Source organism: Burkholderia sp. AU30198, from assembly GCF_020419825.1.
GTDB lineage: Bacteria > Pseudomonadota > Gammaproteobacteria > Burkholderiales > Burkholderiaceae > Burkholderia.
This window is the reverse complement of the sequence record NZ_JAIZSA010000002.1, coordinates 424,051-446,067: the sequence shown is the minus strand read 5'-3', so window position 1 is coordinate 446,067 and position 22,017 is coordinate 424,051. Positions and strand designations below refer to the sequence as shown.

General features: G+C 66.7%; 22 protein-coding genes and 1 pseudogene. 13 read left to right on the top strand and 10 right to left on the bottom strand.

Annotated features, from left to right (window positions below):
* Positions 1 to 40: 40 nt before the first annotated feature.
* On the bottom strand, positions 41 to 856 hold the full coding sequence (locus LGN19_RS07620; protein ID WP_226213798.1) for a hypothetical protein: 816 nt from the start codon (positions 854 to 856) through the stop codon (positions 41 to 43).
* A gap of 171 nt (positions 857 to 1,027) precedes the next feature.
* Here LGN19_RS07620 and LGN19_RS07615 point away from each other — a divergent pair, with 171 nt between their 5' ends.
* From LGN19_RS07615 to LGN19_RS07605, 3 genes are all read left to right on the top strand, one after another.
* A complete protein-coding gene (locus LGN19_RS07615; RefSeq protein ID WP_226213797.1) occupies positions 1,028 to 2,431 on the top strand; it encodes an HdeD family acid-resistance protein in 1,404 nt (467 codons plus the stop codon).
* A 96-nt stretch (positions 2,432 to 2,527) separates the two neighbouring features.
* Positions 2,528 to 3,106: a hypothetical protein gene (locus LGN19_RS07610; protein ID WP_226213796.1), complete on the top strand. Its 579-nt coding sequence runs from the start codon at positions 2,528 to 2,530 to the stop codon at positions 3,104 to 3,106.
* A 203-nt stretch (positions 3,107 to 3,309) separates the two neighbouring features.
* On the top strand, positions 3,310 to 4,041 hold the full coding sequence (locus LGN19_RS07605; protein ID WP_226213795.1) for a ribonuclease T2: 732 nt from the start codon (positions 3,310 to 3,312) through the stop codon (positions 4,039 to 4,041).
* A gap of 48 nt (positions 4,042 to 4,089) precedes the next feature.
* Here LGN19_RS07605 and LGN19_RS07600 read toward each other — a convergent pair whose 3' ends face one another.
* Complete coding sequence (locus LGN19_RS07600) at positions 4,090 to 5,550, bottom strand: fatty acid desaturase (protein ID WP_226213794.1); 1,461 nt, start codon at positions 5,548 to 5,550, stop codon at positions 4,090 to 4,092.
* Between the two features lie 61 nt (positions 5,551 to 5,611).
* On the opposite strand from LGN19_RS07600, the gene LGN19_RS07595 reads away from it, so the two are divergent.
* Both LGN19_RS07595 and LGN19_RS07590 read left to right on the top strand, forming a co-directional pair.
* Positions 5,612 to 6,322: a hypothetical protein gene (locus LGN19_RS07595; protein WP_226213793.1), complete on the top strand. Its 711-nt coding sequence runs from the start codon at positions 5,612 to 5,614 to the stop codon at positions 6,320 to 6,322.
* 9 nt (positions 6,323 to 6,331) lie between these two features.
* Positions 6,332 to 7,447 (top strand): hypothetical protein, encoded by a 1,116-nt coding sequence (locus LGN19_RS07590; RefSeq protein WP_226213792.1) that lies wholly within the window; start codon positions 6,332 to 6,334, stop codon positions 7,445 to 7,447.
* Here the strand turns inward: LGN19_RS07590 and LGN19_RS07585 are convergent.
* The gene (locus tag LGN19_RS07585; RefSeq protein WP_226213790.1) at positions 7,435 to 8,334 is read right to left on the bottom strand and encodes a hypothetical protein; all 900 of its coding nucleotides are present in this window, start codon (positions 8,332 to 8,334) and stop codon (positions 7,435 to 7,437) included. The genes LGN19_RS07590 and LGN19_RS07585 overlap by 13 nt on opposite strands.
* On the bottom strand, positions 8,331 to 9,218 hold the full coding sequence (locus LGN19_RS07580) for a metal-dependent hydrolase (RefSeq protein WP_226213789.1): 888 nt from the start codon (positions 9,216 to 9,218) through the stop codon (positions 8,331 to 8,333). Before LGN19_RS07580 ends, LGN19_RS07585 begins: the two co-directional genes overlap by 4 nt.
* A gap of 95 nt (positions 9,219 to 9,313) precedes the next feature.
* Here LGN19_RS07580 and LGN19_RS07575 point away from each other — a divergent pair, with 95 nt between their 5' ends.
* From LGN19_RS07575 to LGN19_RS07565, 3 genes are read left to right on the top strand one after another with little or no spacing between them, the layout of a single operon-like run.
* The gene (locus tag LGN19_RS07575; protein ID WP_226213786.1) at positions 9,314 to 10,252 is read left to right on the top strand and encodes a fatty acid desaturase; all 939 of its coding nucleotides are present in this window, start codon (positions 9,314 to 9,316) and stop codon (positions 10,250 to 10,252) included.
* A complete protein-coding gene (locus LGN19_RS07570) occupies positions 10,252 to 11,850 on the top strand; it encodes a GH3 auxin-responsive promoter family protein (RefSeq protein WP_226213785.1) in 1,599 nt (532 codons plus the stop codon). The genes LGN19_RS07575 and LGN19_RS07570 overlap by 1 nt, the downstream gene beginning before the upstream one ends.
* Before the next feature lie 4 nt (positions 11,851 to 11,854).
* Positions 11,855 to 12,991 (top strand): aromatic ring-hydroxylating oxygenase subunit alpha, encoded by a 1,137-nt coding sequence (locus LGN19_RS07565; protein ID WP_226213784.1) that lies wholly within the window; start codon positions 11,855 to 11,857, stop codon positions 12,989 to 12,991.
* Positions 12,992 to 13,012: 21 nt separating this feature from the next.
* Here LGN19_RS07565 and LGN19_RS07560 read toward each other — a convergent pair whose 3' ends face one another.
* Both LGN19_RS07560 and LGN19_RS07555 read right to left on the bottom strand, forming a co-directional pair.
* Entirely contained in the window at positions 13,013 to 13,966 is a 954-nt protein-coding gene (locus LGN19_RS07560) for a fatty acid desaturase family protein (RefSeq protein WP_226213783.1), read from the bottom strand.
* A gap of 75 nt (positions 13,967 to 14,041) precedes the next feature.
* On the bottom strand, positions 14,042 to 14,680 hold the full coding sequence (locus LGN19_RS07555; RefSeq protein ID WP_175035360.1) for an isochorismatase family cysteine hydrolase: 639 nt from the start codon (positions 14,678 to 14,680) through the stop codon (positions 14,042 to 14,044).
* Positions 14,681 to 14,978: 298 nt separating this feature from the next.
* Between LGN19_RS07555 and LGN19_RS07550 the strand changes: the two genes are divergently transcribed.
* Positions 14,979 to 15,365 (top strand): VOC family protein, encoded by a 387-nt coding sequence (locus tag LGN19_RS07550; RefSeq protein WP_226213781.1) that lies wholly within the window; start codon positions 14,979 to 14,981, stop codon positions 15,363 to 15,365.
* Between the two features lie 73 nt (positions 15,366 to 15,438).
* Here LGN19_RS07550 and LGN19_RS07545 read toward each other — a convergent pair whose 3' ends face one another.
* The 4 genes from LGN19_RS07545 to LGN19_RS07530 form a co-directional block, all read right to left on the bottom strand.
* Positions 15,439 to 15,954 carry a hypothetical protein gene (locus tag LGN19_RS07545; RefSeq protein ID WP_226213780.1) on the bottom strand — a complete coding sequence of 172 codons (516 nt, stop codon included), beginning with the start codon at positions 15,952 to 15,954 and terminating at the stop codon, positions 15,439 to 15,441.
* Positions 15,955 to 16,192: 238 nt separating this feature from the next.
* Positions 16,193 to 17,032 (bottom strand): hypothetical protein, encoded by an 840-nt coding sequence (locus tag LGN19_RS07540; protein ID WP_226213779.1) that lies wholly within the window; start codon positions 17,030 to 17,032, stop codon positions 16,193 to 16,195.
* Between the two features lie 323 nt (positions 17,033 to 17,355).
* Complete coding sequence (locus LGN19_RS07535) at positions 17,356 to 17,730, bottom strand: cytochrome c (protein ID WP_226213778.1); 375 nt, start codon at positions 17,728 to 17,730, stop codon at positions 17,356 to 17,358.
* A gap of 136 nt (positions 17,731 to 17,866) precedes the next feature.
* Positions 17,867 to 18,781 carry a glutaminase gene (locus tag LGN19_RS07530; protein ID WP_226213777.1) on the bottom strand — a complete coding sequence of 305 codons (915 nt, stop codon included), beginning with the start codon at positions 18,779 to 18,781 and terminating at the stop codon, positions 17,867 to 17,869.
* 218 nt (positions 18,782 to 18,999) lie between these two features.
* Between LGN19_RS07530 and LGN19_RS07525 the strand changes: the two genes are divergently transcribed.
* The 4 genes and pseudogenes from LGN19_RS07525 to LGN19_RS07510 all read left to right on the top strand — a co-directional run bounded on the left by LGN19_RS07525 (position 19,000) and on the right by LGN19_RS07510 (position 22,005).
* Entirely contained in the window at positions 19,000 to 19,710 is a 711-nt protein-coding gene (locus LGN19_RS07525; RefSeq protein WP_069260487.1) for a response regulator, read from the top strand.
* Between the two features lie 64 nt (positions 19,711 to 19,774).
* On the top strand, positions 19,775 to 20,905 hold the full coding sequence (locus LGN19_RS07520) for an ATP-binding protein (protein ID WP_175017155.1): 1,131 nt from the start codon (positions 19,775 to 19,777) through the stop codon (positions 20,903 to 20,905).
* 24 nt (positions 20,906 to 20,929) lie between these two features.
* Positions 20,930 to 21,067, top strand: a pseudogene (locus LGN19_RS07515) (ATP-binding protein); the annotation flags it as partial.
* A gap of 314 nt (positions 21,068 to 21,381) precedes the next feature.
* A complete protein-coding gene (locus tag LGN19_RS07510; RefSeq protein ID WP_174955896.1) occupies positions 21,382 to 22,005 on the top strand; it encodes an FMN-dependent NADH-azoreductase in 624 nt (207 codons plus the stop codon).
* Positions 22,006 to 22,017 lie beyond the last annotated feature (12 nt).

Here is a 22,017-nt window from a genome sequence, read left to right as displayed (position 1 = left end):
GTTCGGGTGTCGGCCGGGTGCCATGACGGACGGGGCTGGCCTAGAACCCGCCGATTGGCCGGTCCTTGAGCGAAAAATACGCGACCGGCAGCAGCAGGACCCCGCCCAGCACGAGCACGCCGTCGGCTGCCACGGTGACCGGCGTGGCCAGGATCCGGAGCCCCTTCGCGAAGGCGGACGGCGCTTCGTCGATGCCGACCGTATAGCGCTCGTTAAACGGTTGCGCGGTGCCGTCCGGTTTCAGCGTGAAGCCTTCGGTGGAATAGCGCTTGCCGACGACGTTGCCGTCGAGTTCGAGCCGGTCGCGCCAGTTCCTGAAGCCGTCGGCGGTTGCCGCCTGACGCTCGTCGTCCGGCGCATCCTTCGACAGCACGGTGTCGTACTGGCCGGTCACGTCGCTTCCGTCGGCGCGGAAGCTGCTGAACGACGTATGCAGCGATGTGCGATAGCTGGCCGCCAGCACCGGGCGCAGCTTGTCCGGCAGATCGAAGATGTAGTGATAGCGTTCACCCAGCACCACCAGCTTCTTGCCGTCTTTCGTGATCATGAAAGCGGAAACGTGCTCGGTGTAGGGCTCGTCGCGGTTTTCGTAGAGCGCCCGGGTGAAACAGCCCGACAGCGCGAGGCTGCTCGCGGCCATGCCGACGGCCAGCAGGCGCCGGCGCGTGATCGATGTGCTCATTTCTTGTGGTCCCGTCTGATGCGGTTCGGTTCTGTGGCTTTCGCCCTCGGAAGCCGGATTCTCGCGTATCCGCCGCGCGTTGTCGAACGGGAAAGCTGCCTCGGCAGCGGCCGGTCGACCCCGTCGGTGCCGTGCCGACAACGTTTTCGTGACGCTTTCAACCGTCACCGCCATATCTTATTATTTGGCCGGTGCGGAGGCGTACCGGCCGCCATCGGTCATGTCGAGGCATGACGCGCCGGTACGAATTACCGCATTTTGGCCGGGTCGTCGCACGACGCGCGGTTGAAACGGCAGGAAACGCGTGGCCAGCGCGTTTCCCCAAAAAAATGACGAGAGGGCGCGATGGTACGACTGGTCTTGCTGCTGCTGGGTATCGAATATCTGCGCACCCGCTGGCGCGGGCTTACCGTGTTCGGCTGGGTGTGGATCGTCGCGGGCGGCGTGATCTTCGTCGATGCGCTCGACGGCGCGCTGCACTTTCCGATCCAGATCTTTGCGTGGCTGTTTTTGATCGAAGGGCTCGCGACACTCGCGGTGGCCGGCAGCGGCGTCGGCGGGCAGCGCATCCTGCGCTACGTCAAGGGGATCGCCGTCGTGGTCGCCGCCGGGCTCGTGTTCGCGGGCCATCACCACGGCCATTTCCTGCTGTCGATGATCTTCGGCACGCTGTTCCTCGTCGACGGGCTGCTGCAGTGCACGTCCGCGTGGATGGTGCGCTATCGCCGCTGGAACGTCGCCTTCGCGTGGGGCGTCGTCGAGATCCTGCTGGCGATCTTCTTCTACCAGCCGTACCCGACCCACTACGTGGGCACCGTGCCGTACTGCCTCGGCCTGCTGCTGATGTTCGGCGGGATGCACATGCTGAGCCTCGCCGCGCGCGTGCGGCGGCTGACGCGCAATCCGGCGTTCGCGACGTCGCCGGCGCCGGCGCTCGCGCCCGATCTCGACGATGCGCGCGCCGCGCCGCATTTCGCGCAATCCGAATGGGACGGCCCGCCCGCCGACGGCGAGCATGCGCTCACCGTGCATGTGTGGACGCCGACCGGCACGTCGAAGGCCGAAGCGCAGCGCTATCCGGTGATCGACCGCTATATCGCGGCGGTGGACGTCAACGGCGTGATCTCGACCGGGCACGCGGCGCTGGAGTCGCCGGAGGGCATCTATATCAGCCTGTATCCGGGCGTTGAAATCGATCGTTCTCCGGACGAATTCACGCGCATCCTGCGCGCGACGCGCGAAAACGACGTGCCGGGCCTGTTCCAGCCCGACTACGCGACCGAATCGAAGGCGTGGTGCCCGTCGACCGTGCGGGTGCGGATCCGCAACTACGATCCGGCGAAGCTGGACGCATTCTGGTCGTCGTACCGGCAGAACGTGACGTACAACCTCACGCACCGCAACTGCTCGAGCACCGTGTCGAACGCGCTCGAAGCCGCGCTCGACGGCGCGGTGTGGCGGCTGAAGGGTGCGCGTGCCGGGTGGGGTGCGTTCGTGCGGCTGCTGCTCACGCCCGAGTTGTGGGTCGCCGCGCAGATCCGCAAGCGCGCGGTGACGATGGCGTGGACCCCCGGGCTCACGCTCGACTATGCGCGCGCGCTCAGCATGCTTGCCGACCCGCGGCCGTTCGCGTGGTGGAAGGTCGCGCGCTCGGCCGTGAAGGCGATCATGGCGTCGCGCCGCACGTGGCGCGAGCAAGACAACGCAGCGCTGTCGCCCGGCGGATCGGAGGCTGCGTCGATGAAGTGATCGCGTGCCGCCGGACGAGGGCCCGGCGTCACAGCGGCCGCCATCGCGCGGCCGCACGATGTTGCCCGCCACGAGAACCCCCATACGCAAACAACAATGAACAAGACGAGCGCATTCCGCATCCTGATTCCCGCTGCGCTGGCACTGACGTGCGCCGGCTTCGCGCAGGCGAGCGCGGACGAAGTGCCGCGCATGAGCAACGACGTGTACCGGACGTCGGTGTCGTTCTGCTCGAACGTCGCGGCCACCGAGAAGATCGCGTGCCAGGGCGACATGATCGCCGCGGGCAGCCGGATCGTCGCGGTGATCGGCGGCCTGCCGCCGGCATCCGCCACGTCGATCGACGAAGGCGCGCGCAGCAAGCTGCCGGCGGCGGAGCGCAAGGGGCTCGCGCCGGTCGAGCCGGGCGCGATCGACAAGGACGACGACCTTGCCGGTCTCGCCGGCATGGTGCGCCTGTGCGACGTGTACGAGTCCGAGCCGGCGTCGCGTGCGCGGCATCACGCGGCGCTGAAGCAGCAGGCGCCGGACGCCGCGCCGCGCGTCGAGGCGTTGCTGGCCGATGCGTCGACGGCCGCGCGCCAGCGCGTCAGCATCGGCGTGTGGCAGATCCTCGCGCTCGAAGGCCCCGTAGCGGCCGCGCGCGCGTGCACGCAGCTGGGCGCCGGATCGTGAGCGACGGCGTGCCGCCGGCAGGGCGGTACGCATCGGCCGTGTGATGCAGTGCGCGACACGACGGTGCGTGCGCGCGCCCGTGACGAAGGACATCATTCGTCCACCTTCACATTCGTGCCACGTTGCGTCGGCAACAATCTCGGGCAGATGTCGACAATCTTGCGGCGCATCCCGCGACCGCAAGCCCTTTCCGAGGAAACGCCATGCTCAAGACGCTCGCCCGCGCCGCTGCCGCACTCGCCGTCGCTTCCGCTTCACTGCCCGCCACCGCGCAGACCAGCTACGACTACCTGTTGCTCGCCGCGTCGTGGGAGCCCGGCTTCTGCGCGTCGCACGATACGCCCGAATGCACGAACCTCGCCGGCACGTATGCGGCGACGAGCCTGTCGCTGCATGGCCTGTGGCCGAACAACTACGACGGCAACCAGCCGTTCTACTGCGGCGTGCCGCAGAACGACATCGACCTCGACAACGCGCACCAGTGGTGCAGCATGGACGCCTACCCGATCAGCAGCGCGACCCGCAACACGCTGTCGACGTACATGCCGGGCGTCGCGTCGTGCCTCGACAAGCACGAATGGTTCAAGCACGGCACCTGCTCGAACTCGGCGTCGCCCGATGCGTACTGGAACCAGGCGTCCGGGATGATCAGCCGGCTCGGCAACACGTCGTTCAACACGTTCCTGCAGGCGAACGCGGGCAAGACGGTCACGCGCAACCAGTTGCTGTCGGCCTTCGAAGGCGCGTTCGGCAGCAATACGCGCAGTGCGGTGTCGCTGAAGTGCACGAAGACGAACGGCGTCAGCTATTTCACCGAAGCGTGGATTTCGGTGAAGACGAATGCGACCACGCAGTTCCCGAGCGCCGCATCGCTCGTGACGGACGGTAATACGCAGGGCACGTGCCCGACGTCGGGTGTGTATATCGCGAAGTAACGAGGAGGGAAGAGGTGGCGCGCGCGACGTTGCGCACGCCGTCGCCCGTTACGGCTTCGGCGGGATGCCCGACCACAGCAGCCGGGCCAGTTCCGGTGCGTCGAGCTGCGGCTCGCGTTCGTCGACCGCATCGGGCAGCGCATGCCACGGCACCGCCGGATTCCGGTGATGCTGCAGATGAAGGTTGATGTGATACGGCCACACGAACACGCGGCCGATCCAGCCCGTGCGCCATGAATACGTCCAGTCGCCCCAGCCCGGTGTCGCGTGCGGCCCGCCGCTGTGCTCGGCCATGCTGCGGATCTTCTGCAGCAGCACGGACAGCGTGAGCAGCGGCATGAACCATAGCGTCGCGACCAGCAGGATCGTCCGCGCGGAACAGGCCCATACGAACAGCGCGACGATGACCACCCACACTGCCGCGGCCGCCTGGAACGGCGGGCCGAGCCTCGTGTTCTGCCCGCCCGCGCGCCGGAACGCCGCCATGTTGCGCACCATGTTCAGCACGAACAGGTCGCCGAGGAGCTGCCGTGCGAGCTGCCACGCGTCGAGCGGCCGGAACCGCCACGGCTGGTCGTGATAGAGGAACTGGCGCTCCGGGTCCTGCGTGGTGCCGAGATGCCGGTGATGCGCGAGATGCAGCGGCCGGTAGAACTCGACGGGCACGAGCCCCGGCAAGCCGATCGCGACGTTGATCAGGAAGTCGTTGAAGCCGCGGCGGCGCGTGAGGTGATAGTGGGCCGCGTCGTGATACAGGATGAACAGCGCATGCTGCCGCGTTGCGACGACGAGCACGGCAAGCGCATACAGGTACCACGCGCCGAGCGCGACGGCCATCCGGATCGCAACGATGATGCACGCCCATTCGAGCAGCGCGGCCGCGACCGTGCGCAGGTCGACCTTGGCGCGCAGCAACGCGAGCGTCAGCGTGCCGGCCGCGATGCCGATCGCGGTGCCCCATGCGACATCGGCGGCGCGATGCTGGCCGGTGGTCAGGACCGTCACCATCAGCAGCGCGCTCCACGCGACGAACAGCACGGCCGATCGCCGCCGCAATGCCAGCAGCACGATGGCGATCGCAACCGGCAGCGCGACGTGGCCGCTCGGCGATGCGGCAAGCGGTGAATCGATCCGCTGCAGCCACGCGATCCAGCTGTCATGAGCGGGCGGCCAGGCGACGGCGGTCGGATGCAGCAGATGGCACACGAGGCAAATGCCGGCCGCGAGCGCGCCGGCGAAGAACGCCGGCAGCAGCCATGCGCGGCCGCGCCCGAGCCAGACGAGCGCGGGCATCGCGAACAGATAGCTGAGGTAAAGCGGCACGGTGCCGGGCAGCAACGGAACCGCGCGATCGAGCGCGCCAGCCGGAATGACCGTGACCGGCCCGAGCGGCAGGTGAGTGACGAAGGTGTAGAACACGCCCGTCACGACGAGATAGGTGGCGAGCAGTAGCCATGGCCGGGCGATCGGCGTGTCGTTTGCATCCTGGCGGGAAACGGCGTTGGACATGGCGGGAGCGGGTGGGTAACGGGCTATCATAGCAAGCTGTTCAGCCTTGCAGGAGTAGCCGATGGAGTTGCGTGCCACTGCCGTCGAACGTGCGGCCCTGGGCCCGGACGACATCGACCGGATGTTCTCGTTGTATGCGGCGTCCTATTGCGACACGGTCCGTGCGCAGTTCGACCGCGATCTCGGCGACAAGACGCACTGCATCGTGCTGCGCGACAGCGATGGCGCGATCCAGGGCTTCTCGACGCTCAAGCAGTACGAGACGCGCTGGCGCGACGCGTCGATCCGTGTGATCTTTTCCGGCGATACGATCATCGATCCTACGCACTGGGGCACGCAGCATCTCGCGTTCGCGTGGATCCGCCACGCGGGCGACGTGTGGCGGCAGGCGCCCGCCGTGCCGCTGTACTGGTTCCTGATCTGCAAGGGGCATCGCACCTATCGCTACCTGCGCGCGTTCGCGCGCGACTACGCGCCGCGCGCCGACAACCTGACCGCACCGGCCACTCAGGACCTGATGGATTACCTGGCCGCGAGCCGCTACGGGCACGCGTACGATTCCGCCACCGGCCTGCTGTCGTTCGACACGCCGCAGGGCCGGCTCACGCCCGCACTCGCGGAGGTACCGGCCGCGCATCGGCGGCTGGCCGATGTCGACTACTTCCTCGCGCGCAACCCCGGCTACGCACAGGGCGACGAACTCGTGTGCCTGTGCGAACTGTCGACGTCGAACCTGCGGCCGCTCGCGCGCCGGCTGTTCGACGGCGCGTGAGCGGCGCACATGCGGATCTGTCTCGCGCAAGCGGCCGACAACGCGCGCATCCTCGATTTCCAGTCCCGCCATGCGATGCAGGGCAACCTGCCGCTGCGCTTCGACCGTGCGCCCGACTACTTCGCGCTGCATCGCTGTCACGCGCCGCATCATGAGGTCTGGCTCGCGGAGGATGAGCGCGCGTCGCTGAAAGGGCTCGCGAGCCTTGTCGTGCGCGACGGCTATCTCGGGGAACGTGCGCAGCCGGTCGCCTATCTCGGCGATCTTCGGTTGATGCCTGACCGGCGTCTGTCGCGCGAATGGACCGACTCGGTGCGCGCACGCTTCGCGACGCTACGTGCCGAAGCCGGCGTGCAGCATGCGTATTGCTGCATGATTCGCGACAACCGGCTCGCGGTGCAGTCGCTGGCGCGTTCGCGGCGCGAGAACCGGCTGCGCTTCTCGCATTGGCACGGCTACGAGAACGTCTCGATCTACGCGCAGCGCGGGCTGTCGTCGGCACCGCGCAGCGTGCCCGGCGTGCGGATCGTCGACGCGCAGCCGCATCACGCGGACGCGCTGCGCGCGTTTCTCGATGCCGAATCGCGCCGCCAGCCGTTCGGCGGGGTGTTTTCCGCGGAAGAATTTGCGCGCCGGCTCGACACGTGGCCGTCGTTCGGCATCGGCGCATTCCTGCTGGCGCTCGATGCGCACGACAACCTGCTCGGCTGCGTCGCGCCGTGGGATGCCGGCGAGATCAAACGGATCGTGCTCGAACGGCTGCCGTTGGCGCTCGAGGCGATCCGTGTCGGATTCAACGCGCTCGCGCCCGCATTGCGCCGCCCGCGTATCGCGGCGCCCGGCGAGCCGTTGCGCGACGTCTACCTGACGCACCTGCAGGTACGCGACCGCGATCCGTCCGTGTTCGCTGCGCTGCTCGATGCCGCGTGGCTGCGCGTGCGCAATCGCCATGCGCTGATGCAGTTGTGCGTGTACGACGGCGATCCGCTCGGGTCGGCGCTCGCGCGCTACTACGCGGCGCGTACACCGATGGATCTCTATACGCTGTCGACCGGCGAGCCGGCCGCACCGATCGACGGCCTGCTGGCCGGCCGCGTGCCGGGTTTCGAGATCTACCTGGTCTGAGCGCGCGTGACGTGCAGCAGATCGGCGAGCGCGAGCCAGAAGCGGCCGGCGTCGAAGCCGAGCCCGCCGAGCACCGGCTGGCCATGGTCGAGCCGCGGCAGGCAGACCTGCGGGATGCCGGCCATCACCTGGTGTTCGAGATAGAACTGCCCGTCGTGCGCGCAGCCGGGACGATGTCCGTTCAGCCGCCCGTGATGCGAGTCGAAGCGCGTGGATGCCTCGACGGACCAGCTCACGCCATGCACGAGATGCAGGTCGCGCGGCAGCGCGGCAAGCATGTCGCCGACGCGCGGATCGCGCCGGCTGCTGATGTCGCGCGTGCCGGCGTCGGCCCAGCGCGTGCGCAGCATGCGGCGTGCAATGCGGTCGGGCCACGGCGCGGCCACATGCGGCGGCATGCCGTGGCGGAAAATCGTATCGACGATCGCGGACGGGCCGCACGGCGGCTGCATCAGTGCGAGGCCCGCGCAACGCGCTGCGAGCGCCGGATCGCCGACGAGCGCGGCGAGCGTGTCGATGCCGCCCTTGCTGTGCGCGAGCGCGACGAATTCGCCGCCGGCCGGCAGATGGGTGCGCAGGTACGCACCGATATGCGCGCCCTGATCGAACACGCCGTGCGCGGAACGCACCGGCACCGTCAGCACGCGATAGCCGGCCGCGCCGAGCGCCTGCCGCGCAGCGCGATTGCAGCCGGGCAGCCATTCCGAATACAGTCCGGCGACGAGCACGACCGTCGTGGTCAGCGGTAGGCGGGCGGTGCACCGCGTCCAGCCGTCGATGAACGCATCGGTCCGGTCGAGGTTCGCTGAGGCCCGCGCGAATGCCGTCGCCGGATAGTGGCGGCGCCAGTCGTCGAACCCGTCGGGCGTCCAGGGCGCACGTGTCATGCGTGCGACTCCGGTTCGCGTTCGGCGGTGGCCAGGTACGGTTCGAGCGCGGCGCGTGCCGCGCGCAGTGCCGCGTCGCTGTCGAGGCGAGCCGGATGGAAGCGCGGCGAGAACCAGAACAGCCACATCGGCATCACGCGCGTGAAAATGCCCGGCGCGACGAACAGCCAGCGCAGCAGTTGCAGCCAGCCGCGCAGGTTCCAGGTCTGCCCGTCGACCGCGACGAGGCGGTGCACGAAATAGATCAGGTCGATCACGAAGTAGACGGAGATTCCGAGCATGACCGCACAGCGCACGACATAGCGTCGTACTGCGTTCGGCATGGCCGCTGCAAACACGTCGAACGCGACGGTCTTGTGCTCGGTCTCCTCGATCGCATGCCAGCGCCACACGGCCGCCATCGTCGGGTCGGCGCCGTCGAGGATCGCCGGGTCGCTCAGCAGCCGGTGCGCGAGGATCGTCGTGTAGTGTTCGAGGCAGGCGGTCAGCGCGAGCCGCGTAACGGGCGATACCTGCCGCGCGGCATTGCGCTGGCGCTTTTCGATCAGCGCTTCGAGCGCGTCGACCGGCACGCGCTGCGATGCGAGGCGCGCGTTGTAGCGCCGGTGCACGCGGATATGCGACGCTTCCTGCCGCACGAACGCATCGACGTCGGCCGCGAGCGCCGCATCGCCGCCCACCTGGTCGCGAAACGGCCGCACGCTTTCGATGAAGAAGCGCTCGCCGAGCGGGAACATCACGGAAAACGCGTCGAAGAAGCGCGTGACATGGCACGTGCCGCGATACCAGAAGCGCGGAATGCGGCCGTCGATCGCGAAGCGCACGTCGCGGGTCGGCATGCGCGACGCGGTGCTGTCGGCGCTCGGGCGGCGAAACGGCCGCATGCTAGTTCCGCCCCGCCAGGGACGGGGCGCGGGCCGTTTCCGGCGGCTGACGCATCTGTTGTATCCTCCCGTGCAAACAACCGCCATTCCGAGCCATGAACCGACCGAGCGCGCAAGCCGCTGCCGCGCAGACCCGACGTTACGATCGGGCGAACCTGCTCGTGCTCGCGCTGCAGAGCGTGGTGTGGGCCGGCACGCTCACGTGGCTCTCGCATACCGGCGCTGGCACGGTCAAGTGGCTCGTGCTCGTGCCGTTCTGCCTCGTGATGCAGGGCGTGTTTTCGATGATGCACGAAACCTTCCACGGGTTCGGGCATCGCCGGCCGATCGCGAATTATATGATGATGTGGTGGGCGTCCACGATGTTCGGCGCGGCCGCGACGCTCATCCACGTGAACCATCTCGGCCATCACGTGCGCAACCGCACGCGCGCCGAGCGCGCGGATTTCGCGACCGCGGACGAATCGCTGCTGCGCAAGCGCATCGAATACTACGCGGCGATCCTCGGCGGCATCTGGCTCGGCAGTTTCGTCGGCAGCTTCGTGCTCGCGCTGGTGCCCGGCCGCACGATGCAGCGGCTCGCCGCGCGCGGCGACGACAACACCTACGCGGCTGCTTTCAAGGAATTCACGACGGCCGACTTCCGCCGCATCCGGTACGAAACGCTCGCCGCGGTCGGTGCATGGCTGCTGGCCGGTTGGCTGCTCGACTGGTCGGTGTCGGCGGTGCTGGTCGCGTTTGTCGCGTTCGCATTCTCGTGGTCGTCGCTGCAATGGGTGTACCACATGCGCACGCCGCTCGACGTCGTCGAAGGCACGTACAACATGCGCGCGCCGACGCCGGTGCGCTGGCTGCTCCTGAACTTCAACTACAACCTCACGCATCATCGCCGCCCCGCATTGCGCTGGCAGGATATGCACGCGGTGTCGGACCTGCGCGAGACGCGGCCGCTGTGGTACGGCTGGCTCACGATCTTCGCGCCGCCGCGCCGGCTGCCCGACGATCTCGCGCAACTCGACAAGACCTATTTCTGATGGATGCCTCCGTCCGCAGCCCGGCCGACGCTTGGCGCACGTTCGCGCGCGCCGCGCAGCCGGACGTCGATCGCTGGCAGGCCGGCCTCGAAGCACCGGGCGACACGCAGGCGCGGCGGCTGATGGCGCTGCTCGCCGCGAATCGCGATACCGCATTCGGGCGCCGCTTCGGCTTCGACCGGATCGACAGCCCCGCGCAGTTCCGTGAACGCGTGCCCGTGCACGCGGCCGCCGATTTCCTGCCGTGGCTCGAGCGCATGTCGCAGGAGCCGGAACCGGTGCTGACCGCCGAGCGCCCGGTGTTCCTCGAACGCACGAGCGGCAGCACCGCGCGTCAGAAGCTGATTCCTTATACGCCCGCGTTCCTGCGCGAACTGCAGGCTGCGATGATCGTATGGCTGGCCGACATGTATCGCGGCTGTCCGGCGCTTGGCGAAGGGCGCGCGTACTGGTCGATGTCGCCGCCGCTGCAGGCACCGGGAGTCACGCCCAACGGGATTCCGGTCGGCTCGGCGAGCGATCTCGACTACCTCGGCGACAGCCCCGCGGCCGCGCTCGCGTCGACGCTGCTCGTGCCGCCGCTGACCGGCGACGCGTCGACTTGGCGGCGCGAGACGCTGCGCGCGCTCGTCGCGGACGAGGCGCTCGCGTTCATCAGCGTATGGAGCCCGACGTTCCTGACGAGCGTGCTGCGCCCGCTGTTCGATGGCGACGACGCCGACGCCGCGCGCGATCTCGCATGGATCGACGCGTCGCTGCCGGCCGACCGCCGCACGGCGCTGCGCCGCGCGATTGAGGATGGCGATTGCCGTGCGCTGTGGCCGTGCCTGGCCGCCGTGAGCTGCTGGCTGGACGGCCCGAGCAAGCATTACGCCGACGCGTTGCGCGCGCAGTTTCCGCATGTGCCATGGCTGCCGAAGGGGTTGTTCGCGACGGAAGGCGTCGCGAGCATTCCGTTCGGCACGGGCGACGGCTGCCCGCTCGCGATCGGCAGCCACTACCTCGAATTCGTGCGTGACGACGGCAGCGTGTGCGATGTCGATGGGCTGCGGCCCGGCGACGACGCGCAGGTGCTGCTGACCACGGGCGGCGGGCTGTATCGCTATGCGCTCGGCGATCGCGTCCGCGCGGTCGGCATGACCGCACGCACGCCGCGTATTGCGTTCGTCGGGCGCGCGGCGGTGAGCGTCGATCTCGTCGGCGAGAAGTTCGACGAACAGATTGCGGCCGAAGCGCTGGATCGTGCGCGCGGGCAGTACGGCGAAGTCGGCGCGTGCATCGTGCCGTGCGTGGCGAAAGAAGGGCGGCCGAATTACATGCTGTGCGTTGCCGGCGACATCGGCGCCGATGCAGCCGACGCAATGTGTGCAGCCGTCGAAGCCGAACTGATGCAGGCGTTCCACTACGCGCACGCACGCCGCCTCGGCCAGCTCGGCCCACTGCGGGTGCGCCGGCTGGGCCGATCGCCGGCGCGGCTCGGCGACCTGCAGCAGCAGGCGGCCGAACGGGCCGGCATCCGCGCGGGCGACGTGAAGCCGTGCGTACTCGTGACGCGGTTGCCGATGGCCGATGCGCTGCTGGCGATGACGAATGAATGACGCGATGAACGACATGATCGAACCACGCGGATGCGGGCACGACTGCCCATCGCGCGATGCGGCGGGCGGGCACCAGCATGCGCAGCCAGCCGACGGCCTGCACGAGCAATGGTTCGTCGCGTGCACCGAACGCGAACTCCCGCGCGACAAGCCGCTCGGCGTGCGGATCCTCGATACCGGCATCGTGCTGTTCCGGCAGCGCGACGGCCGTATTGCCGCGCTGATCGACCAGTGCGTGCATCGCGGCACGCGCCTGTCGGCGGGCAAGGTCGATCGCGACACGCTCGTGTGCCCGTATCACGGCTGGCGCTACGACGGCGAAGGGCAGGTCGTCCACGTGCCGAGCATCGACGGCACGCAGCCGACGGGCACGCCCGGCCGCTATCCGTTCCGGCAGCGCATGCTGCCCGTGCAGTTGCTCGACGGGCTCGTGTGGGTGTATCTCGGCGCGGGCGATCCGTCGGCGCGCGCGATCTTCCGGATGCCGTTTTGCGACGTCACGCCGTGGCAGTCGTACTTCATGGTGAACACGTTCGACGGCGACATCGCGATGCTCGCGCAGAACTTCATGGACGTGCCGCATACGGTATTCGTGCACGACGGGATTTTCCGCAGCAGCCGCGGCCAGGCGATGGAAGCGACGGTTGCGACAACGCCGGACAGTGTCGCCGTCACGTATCACAATGGCGACGACAAGATCGGCTTCTGTCTCGACTGGCTCACGAACCCCGATCGCGTGCCGCTCGCGCACGTCGACCGCTTCATCGCGCCGAACGTGACGCGCTGCGACTACCTGTGGGGCGAACGTTCGGGTTTCCTGATCGTCAGCCAGATCACGCCGATCGATGCGCGCCGCTCGCGCGTCTATACGTACATCGCGTATCGCTTCCGGCTGCCGCGCTGGATGCTGCGCGCGCTGCGGCCGCTGTTGAACCTGTACACGCATTTCGTGATCCAGCAGGACGTGCGGATCATGCGTGCGCACCGGCAGGGCCTCGACAACGCGCCGGGCTTCCGTCCGCACAACGTGCGTGCCGACATCGTGCATGTCGCGATCGACCGGCTGCTCGATGCGGTGAAGCGCGGCGAGCCGCTGCCGGCCGCGCAATGCGGCGAGAAAGTGATGCGGTTCGAGCTGTAGGCGCCGGGCGGCGCAGGGTGTCTAGCGCGTGGAGCCGGCCTGGCCGGGGGCGGGCGGCGCGAATGTGGTGCCGTCCGTGAGGTAGCGGTGCACGGCCGGCAGATGCTCGAGCGCAAGCGCCGGATACGCATGATGTACCTGATGAAAGCCGATATTGCGCGGATACAGCACGAGCTTGCCGATCCAGCCGAACGTCATCGTGCGTGTCATGTGCCAGATCGATTCCGGCGCGCGTTCGTCGATCTCGACGTGCTGGTGTTCGAGCAGCACGCGGTTCGCGTTCATGATGCCGCCGACGATCCACGGCAGTCCGTAGTACGTGAAGAACGGCAGATCCCAGTGCACGACGGCCGCGATCGCGAGCAGATAGCCCGCGCAATGCGGCAGGTCGGCGCGCGCGCATGCGATGACTTCAGGGTGACGGCGCAGGTCCTGGCGCGAGCGGTCCTGCATGAAGCCGCGTGCATACCACGGCCGGAACGCGGGCCACGCGAGTGCGAGCGGCGCCATCAGCGCGCGCAGCGGCCACCAGACCGGCAGCAGCGCGCCGCGCAGCATCATCACGCGCTGCACCCAGCCGCCACGCGCGGCCAGCCGGTGCAGGTACGGATCCTCGGCGGTGCCGACAGCACGGTGATGGCGCAGGTGGTGATAGCGCATCGCGGCGATCGACGAACCGATCGTCCAGCCGGCGAGCGCTTCGACGAGCGCGAGCGGCAGCGTCATGCGCCGCATGGGGAGATGGCAGGCATCGTGCAGGATCACGCCGAATGCCTGCAGCCGGCCCGCGATCAGCAGCACGGCCGTCGCATAGACGAACGGATTCGGGATGAAGTGGATCGCGGCCCAGCACAGCAGAATGCCGAGCCAGTCGACGCACGCATAGCGGACGAGCCGCCATGGCCGTGCGCCAGCTGCGAACGGCAGCGTGCGGTTCAGTTCGGCAGGCGTCGGCAGGGCGGATGGCGTGGACATTCGATGAGGTCGGGCGCGCCGTCGACGGGATGGCGCGTATGCAGGCGTATCGGTCGGCAATATACACCGGATTCTTCAGACGACGAGCAGCCGCAACGCGTCCGCGAGCGACAGCACCGTCGTGCGCGATTCGAAGGCGGTGGAGAACAGGTGCTCATGGACCACCGGGTCCGGGTCGTAGCAGCAGTCCTTGACCGTATACAGGCGGAAGTCCGCATCGCTCGCGTGAGCGATCGACGACAGCATCACGCCCGTCGACGCGATGCCGACCATGATCAGCGAATCGACACCTTGCTCAACCAGCCGCGCCTGCAGATCGGTGCCGAAGAACACGCTGGCGCGATGCGCGACGATCAGCGGCTCGTCGGGCCGCTTGCCGAGTTCCGGGCACGGGCCGTCGTTGATGAAAAGGCCGAGCTGCTTGATGCCCTGGCCATTCTTGTTGCGCGGGCTGACTTCCGGATAGCCGGGGCTGAACCGGAGATTCGCGAACCAGACGCCGATGCCGCCGGCCCGCGCCGCATCGCAGAGCCGGCGCGTATTGGCGAGCAGCTCGGGCGCGACGGACGGAAAGAGGCCGAGGATGTCGGTCTGGTAATGCATGACGAGCAGCGCGGTGCTCGACGGCACGATGGCGGGAATCGGCGCGTGTGGGCTGTCGCCGGGAGTCGTGCGGGTTGCCGTTGCGATATTCGGTGCGTGTTGCCGAGTCATGAACGAGGGTCTCCGATAGCCCGCGGGGAATTTCAGCGTTCCCGATTTGTACCGGAAAATCGGGTCGGCCGCCGATGCGATTTTCGTAGGGGCGTTTTGCCGCGTCGCGCGGCCGCAATATACTGGTGTGCGCTTGATCGACCCACGGTCGTTCGGGGTAGTGCGATGCCGATGTCGATAGTCGGCCGCAGTTGCCCGTCGCTGCCGGCTTGCCGCTCTCGCGCGGATCGTGCTTGAAGCGGCAATACCCGGCGCGATGCCATTTCAAGTCACGTTGCGCCAACACGAGCTACACGTCATGCCAGTTACCGGATTCAGTCACTACAATCTGCGCGCGGATCGACCGACACTCGATTCGCTGCGCGATTTCTACGTCGACATCGTCGGCTTGCAGGAAGGGTTTCGTCCACCGTTCAAGAGCTTCGGGTACTGGTTGTATGCGGGCACGCAGGCCGTGCTGCATCTTTCGGAGGCGCGGCCGGGCGAGTCGCGCCCGTCTAACGTTGCGAATACGTTCGATCACGTCGCGTTTTCCTGCGCAGACGCCGACGAAATGGCGTGTCATCTGACCGACGCCAACGTGGCATTCACGCGTGCGCACGTTCCGCTCACCGGCCAGGTGCAGTTTTTCTTCCGCGATCCGGCCGGCAACGGCGTCGAGCTGAATTTCGCGCAAGCCGAGTGAGCGCGAGGGGCGTTTGCTGTCGAGCGGCGCATGTTTTGTTGAGCGCGTGCCGGGCCTGATGGCGCGGATCCCCCTAACGCGCCAGATCGCAATGAATCTGCAGGCTTTCTGTTGCGTTGCGGTGAATCTGAAACCCGTGCCGCATCAGCTCGCCCTGGATCTGCGCGAGGGCCGACGCGCATCGACGCACACGGCGCTGCTGCCAGAAGGGTGGTGTGAATACGCCGAGCGGCAACATCCGTACGCGCCGACCGTTCACGCTGAATGAAACGTCGATGTGCGTTCCGTCGACATCGTGTCCGTTGCTGCCGAAGATATCGGCCAACTCGTCGCGGCGGGCGGGATAGAGCAGGCGGAACGCGCCGATTCCCAGTGCGCGAAACTGACGGCGGGCAAAGCCGAGTCCGGACGCCCGCGGTTCGTAGCCTCGTGTCAGGATCAGGCAGATGCCCGCGGGCAACGCGGCCTGAATCGCCTGCAGCTTGCCCAGGACATCCGCGTCCACGTGGACGTGTCGGGAGGGCCAGCGCGGCCGGATCTGCACGCCGGCGTGGACACCGGGCGGCAGCTTGAGCAGATTCGAATGCATCGTGAGTAACCGTGGGCGCAATGGGCCATAAGCGACGGACATTGCAGGGCAATTCGTTCATTCAGCGTCGCAGCGCGTGCCGATATCAACCGGCCGCCGCCGTTGCCACGGGGCAATCGTGCGCGGTACCGGCACGATCAAAAGAACGGCTGCCTCGATTCGGGCGTCAACCATTCCAGCACCAGCGTGCCGGCACGCGGGCAAGATGAACCGCGTGCGGGTACTGCTCGCCGCCTCGTCAATAATTTCCAAAGAGCTTGAGACTGCCGTCCTGCTCCCTCGATACCATGATCTCTGTCCCGCGGCGTAGTTCGTGGTGACCCACACGTTGGTCGACGGCCAGGATGCAGGTGAATCGTTCGAATGTGTCGAATTCAAATGGCCCTGCGTCACATTCAATGCCGAAAATTTTCCACGAATGAGGCAGCTTCCCCGAAATCGACTGGCCGACGATGCCGTCGATTGCGAATGCCTTGACGCGGGTTCCGGCGGGGAGATCGACCTCGCGGTTTCGAAACCCGGAGGCAAGCGTGCAGTCCACGTTGTCCACAATCTTTTCAAAGTCGAAGGCTGAGTGCTCCCGGCCGTGCGTAAATGGGCCGGGCGCGCACTCGATTCCGTCGAACGATGCCGGCTTCGCAAGCGTTCCCCAGGCAAGGTAGCTCGTCTTGTTGTCGATACGAGACACCATGAAGTCTCCGCTCACGGTCAGCCCCAGAAGCGGTGTGTTCGGCGGGACGGTTCCGCGATCGACCGAGTGTGGCGCATACTCAGCCAGGACAACCGTCGACCCCGGCGGGAACGTCATCCCGTCGAATACCTTTGCCCGTGTGAGGTGATGGGTGTACCAGGCGGTTTTTGCATGGTCATAGCTGTCGGTAATTGCACGATTGTTGAACAGCGCGACAACCTGCACGAACACCAGGGTGCAGAGAAAGACGACGCCGCGCCTCCAGGCTTTATGTGCGCGAACGCGACCGATCAATCCGAAGGCCGCGACGATCAACGTGATCGGTATGGTGACGGCAAGCGTCAAAAAAAGCAGGATCGCCAACCCCGATATTCCGTACAACGCCATGATCGAGTCTCCGTTTGATCAGTTTCTGCCGCGATCCGTGTTGATGTGCTGTCGGTACTGCCCGGATCCTGGTGTCGGGCATACGCGCAGCGAGCATGGCTTGTGCGTCGGGGCTGCTATTGGAAGCACTGTAATCCGGGCCGTTCGCCAGGCATGGTCTGCTTATCCACGGCCTTCTTGGCATGCCAATGGCGCCACTTTTGAGGCCGAATCAGTCGTACCCGATACCATCGCCTCAAAAAATCGACCTTCCCGAGTAAGTCGTCAACCCCTCCAGCGTCAGCGTCCCGGTACTCCGGAAATATAAACGCGCGTCGAAATATTCAATTTCTTAAAATCAATCCGCTCATATATTGATTCAAGTCGCGAAAATCTTTGACCGTCCAGGGGTGAGGCGGCAGTTTTACACCATTTTCTCGCAACGTTTTCGGAATCAGGTCTCCGTTCGGGCGAAGTATGACTGACGAGACGATAACGCCCGGATAATCGTTGAGTCGTTTTTTGAAGGCGGGCGTCGTAAGGTCGGGCGTGGGCGGGTTGCTTTTGTTGGCCAATGGTCCGGTTCCTCTGGCATCCGCTCCGTGGCACATCGCACATCTCGCCAGGAAGATCTTCTTCCCGTTATCACTATCCGCGAAGGCTGGTGATGTTTGAGCCAGCAATGACATTCCCAATGAAGCGACGAGGAGTATTTTCATTTTTCGTGATCTCGTTGAGTAAGCCGGCGCATGTCCCGGTGGGGTCGATTGCTGCCGAACGGCGAGTTCTCCATTGAGCGCGCTAATATTCACCTACCGCCGTTCCGCCAGATAAGGCGCGCGTAACCCCGCCACCTCAAAAAATCGACCGCCCCGAATAAGTCGTCAGCCACTCCAGCGCCAGCTGGCCCGCCAGCGAGTTCCCGTTCGCATCGAGCCCCGGCGCCCACACGCACACGGCCATCTCGCCGGGCAGCACCGCGACGATCCCGCCGCCGACACCGCTTTTAGCCGGCAGCCCGACGCGGTACACGAAATCGCCGGCCGCATCGTAGGTGCCGCAGGTCAGCATCAGTGCCGACAGCCGCTTCGCGGAACTCGAATCGACGATCCGCTCGCCGGTCACTGGCGCAACACCACCGTTCGCGAGGAACAGCGCGGCGCGCGCGAGCTCGACGCAGTTCATCGTGATCGCGCACTGGCGGCAATACGCATCGATCACCGTGTCGGGCGGCATCTGCATGTTGCCGAAGCTCGCCATGAAGTGCGCCATCGCGCGGTTGCGCTCCGCGTGCTGCAGCTCCGACTGCGCGACGCGCGAATCGTAGTCGATGTCGTTCGTGCCGGTCAGCCGCCGCACGAATTCGACGAGCGCCGTCTCGGCCTTCACGAAGCGGCGGCACAGCACGTCGGTGACGACCAGCGCACCGGCGTTGATGAACGGGTTGCGCGGCTTGCCGCGCTCGCTTTCGAGCTGGACCAGCGAGTTGAACGCGTTGCCGGACGGCTCGCGGCCGACCCGTTCCCACAGTTCGTCGCCCAGCAGCTGGAACGCGAGCGTGCACGCGAACAGCTTCGAGATACTCTGGATCGAGAAGCGCTCGTGCGCGTCGCCGACCGTGCAAACGTTTCCGTCGAGCGTCACGACGGCCATCCCGAACTTGTCGGCGGGCACTTTCGCGAGCTCGGGAATATAGTCGGCGACCCGCCCCTGGCCGATCCAGGGGGCCAGTTCGGTGTGGATGCGTTCGAGGATCGATTGGTAATTCATCAAGTCAGGCGGGCAGGGCATGGCCCGGTTTCAGGCGAGCCCGTATGGAACCGCCCCGGCGCCGATTCGTCAAGCACGGCGGTTATCGCGCCCTTATTTTCAAGACCTCTAAACAGGCAATCGGCGGGCGCAGTATCATGCGGTACGTTTCGGCCGTTGGCCGGCGTCCGGCATCGGCCGGCGCCGCCGTGGCTTCCCCGATGATTCGAACGCTGCCCATGTCTTTTCGCATCCTGCTCGTCGAAGACGACACCCGCCTGTCCACGCTGATCGCCGGCTACCTGCGCAAGAACGACTATGAAGTCGACACTGTGCTGCATGGTGACGCCGCGGTGCCGGCGATCCTGTCCATTCGCCCCGATCTCGTCATTCTCGACGTGAACCTGCCGGGCAAGGACGGCTTTGAAATCTGCCGCGAGGCGCGCAAGCAGTACGACGGCGTGATCATCATGGTGACGGCCCGCGACGAGCCGTTCGACGAGCTGCTCGGCCTGGAATTCGGCGCGGACGACTACGTGCACAAGCCGGTCGAGCCGCGCATCCTGCTCGCGCGGATCAAGGCCCAACTGCGCCGCGCGCCCGCGCGCGTGGCCGAGAGCACCGCGCCGCAGCCGGAGCGCTACGCGTTCGGCAAGTTCTCGATCGATCGCACCGACCGTTCCGTCGTGCTGCCCGACGGCAGCACGCCCGACCTGACGTCGGCCGAATTCGACCTGCTGTGGGCGCTCGTGTGCCATGCGGGCGAAGTCGTGAGCCGCGACGACCTGATGCTGCAGTTGCGCGGCGTCGAATTCGACGGCCTCGACCGCACGATCGACGGACGCATCTCGAAGCTGCGCCGCAAGCTGCGCGACGACGCGAGCAACCCGCAGCGGATCAAGACGATCCGCAGCAAGGGTTATCAATTCAGCAAGCACGCGTGGGAATGACGCGGCGTTCGTGCGACGCCGTCACGTTCCGCGCGAGCCTTCCACCCGCCGGCCGGGAGCCGAGATGATCCGACGAACCCGTTCGCACCCCGATGCACCGCCGCTGCCGACGCTGCGCTATGTCAAATGGCGCTGGCTGCATTTCCGCCGCGCGTGGACCGACACGCGCGCCGACCGCATTCCGAGCTGGTCGCGCCTGTACGTGCGCACCTACCTGCATCTGCTCGGCCTCGTGCTGCTGACCGCGCTCGTGCCGGCGCTCGCGCTGTGCGTCGAATTGTCACCGCAGGTCGTGTGGCATGCGTTCGACTCGCTGCCCGGCGACATCTGGATCGTGCTCGTGTTCGTATTCGCCGCGCCCGCGCTGGCGGCGTACCGGTGGATGCGGCCGGTGTGGTCGGATCTCGTGATGGTGCGCGAGCGCGCGATCGATTTCACGGGCGGGCGCTTCAACACCCGCGCGCGCGAATCGCACAGCGTGATCATCGGCCCGCTCGCGCGGACGCTGAATGCGCTCGCGATACGCATGGAACGGCTGATCGCCGCGCAGCGCGATCTGACGAACGGCATCTCGCACGAGTTGCGCACGCCGCTCGCGCGCGTGCGTTTCGCGCTCGAAATGCTGCGCGAGCCGGGTTCCGCGGCTGAATACCAGGGGGCGCTCGAGAGCATCGCGCAGGACGTGACCGAGCTCGAGGAGCTGATCGACATGAGCCTCACGTATGCGCGGCTCGAATACAGCTCGCTGCAGTCGAAACTCGAGATGACGGCCCCCGTCGCGTGGTTCGAGCATCAGGTCAACGATGCGCAGCTGCTGTATCCGGAGCGGGCGATCGACGCGCGCATCGCGATCGCGTCGGACCTGCGCGTGAAGATGGACCGGCGGCTGATGTCGTACGCGATGCGCAACCTGTTGCGCAACGCGAGCAAGTACGCGAAATCGCGGATCGTCGTCGGGATCTCGCTCGTGCACGGCAACATCGGGATCTTCGTCGAGGACGACGGCCCCGGCGTGCCGGAAAGCGAGCGCGAACGCATCTTCGACGCATTCGTGCGCCTCGACCGCCGCACCGGCGGCTATGGCCTAGGCCTGTCGATCACGCGGCAGGTACTGCATGCGCACAACGGCCGGATCGCGGTCGTCGATCCGGTCGAACTCGGCGGCGCGCGCTTCGAGATCAGCTGGCCGGTCTAGCGATACGCGGCACGCGCGCCAACCCTCGACCGCCGCACCGGCGGTTATGGCCTCGGCCTGTCGATCACGCGGCAGGTACTGCACGCGCACAACGGCCGGATCGCGGTCGTCGATCCGGTCGAACTCGGCGGCGCACGCTTCGAGATCAGCTGGCCGGTCTAGCTACGCCGCACGCGCGCCAACCCTCGACAGCAGCAACAGCACGACAGCAGACAGCAGACAGCCGCGCGCGCCGGATTCGAGCGCGTCGCCGGCCTTTCCCGCCGTACCTTTCCCGTATCGATACCGTCCCACCCCGCGATCGCATGACGATTCGTTTGCAGCGCGTGTGCGCTTTGCATTACGATTGCAATTGCAACTATATGAGCGGGCCAGTCCGTGACAGCCGAGGCGGGCGGCCCGTGACGCAGCAGTGAAGCCGGGGCCGCCACGATGGCTGCCTCCTTGTTCATGCATTTCTGTCCGGGTCACACATCATGCGGCTTTTGAATATCGTGTCTTCTCCTCGCGGCGCCAGGTCGGCTTCGATCGCGGTCGCCAATGCCTTTGTCGATGCGTACCGGGAGACGGGCGCCCCGATCGACGTCGATACGCTGAATGTCTGGGAAGAAGACTTGCCGGATTTTGGCAGCGACGCGATCGGCGCGAAGTACAAGGGCGTCGCCAACGCGCCGATGGATGAGGCGGAACAGTCGATCTGGCGGCGCATCCAGTCGCTCGTGAAGCGCTTTCAGGAGGCGGACCGGATCGTCGTCGGCGTGCCGATGTGGAATTTCGGCTATCCGTACAAGCTCAAGCAACTGATCGATCTCGTCAGCCAGCGGAACATGCTGTTTACGTTCGACGGCAACGCGTACGCGCCGCTGCTGGAGATTCCGCGCGCGCTGGTCATCCATGTGCGCGGACAGAGCCGGGAAACCGGCGCGGGCGCCGACAATCCCGGGTTCCAGCATCAGGCCGACTACATCGAATTCTGGTTGAGGTTCATTGGCGTGAGCGAGGTCAGAAGCCTGACCGTCGAACACACGTGGGGTGCGCGCGCAAGCGACAGCATCGAACGGGCGCAAGCGCGGGCAGTCGCGATGGCCGCGGCGTTCTGATCCGGGCGTGCG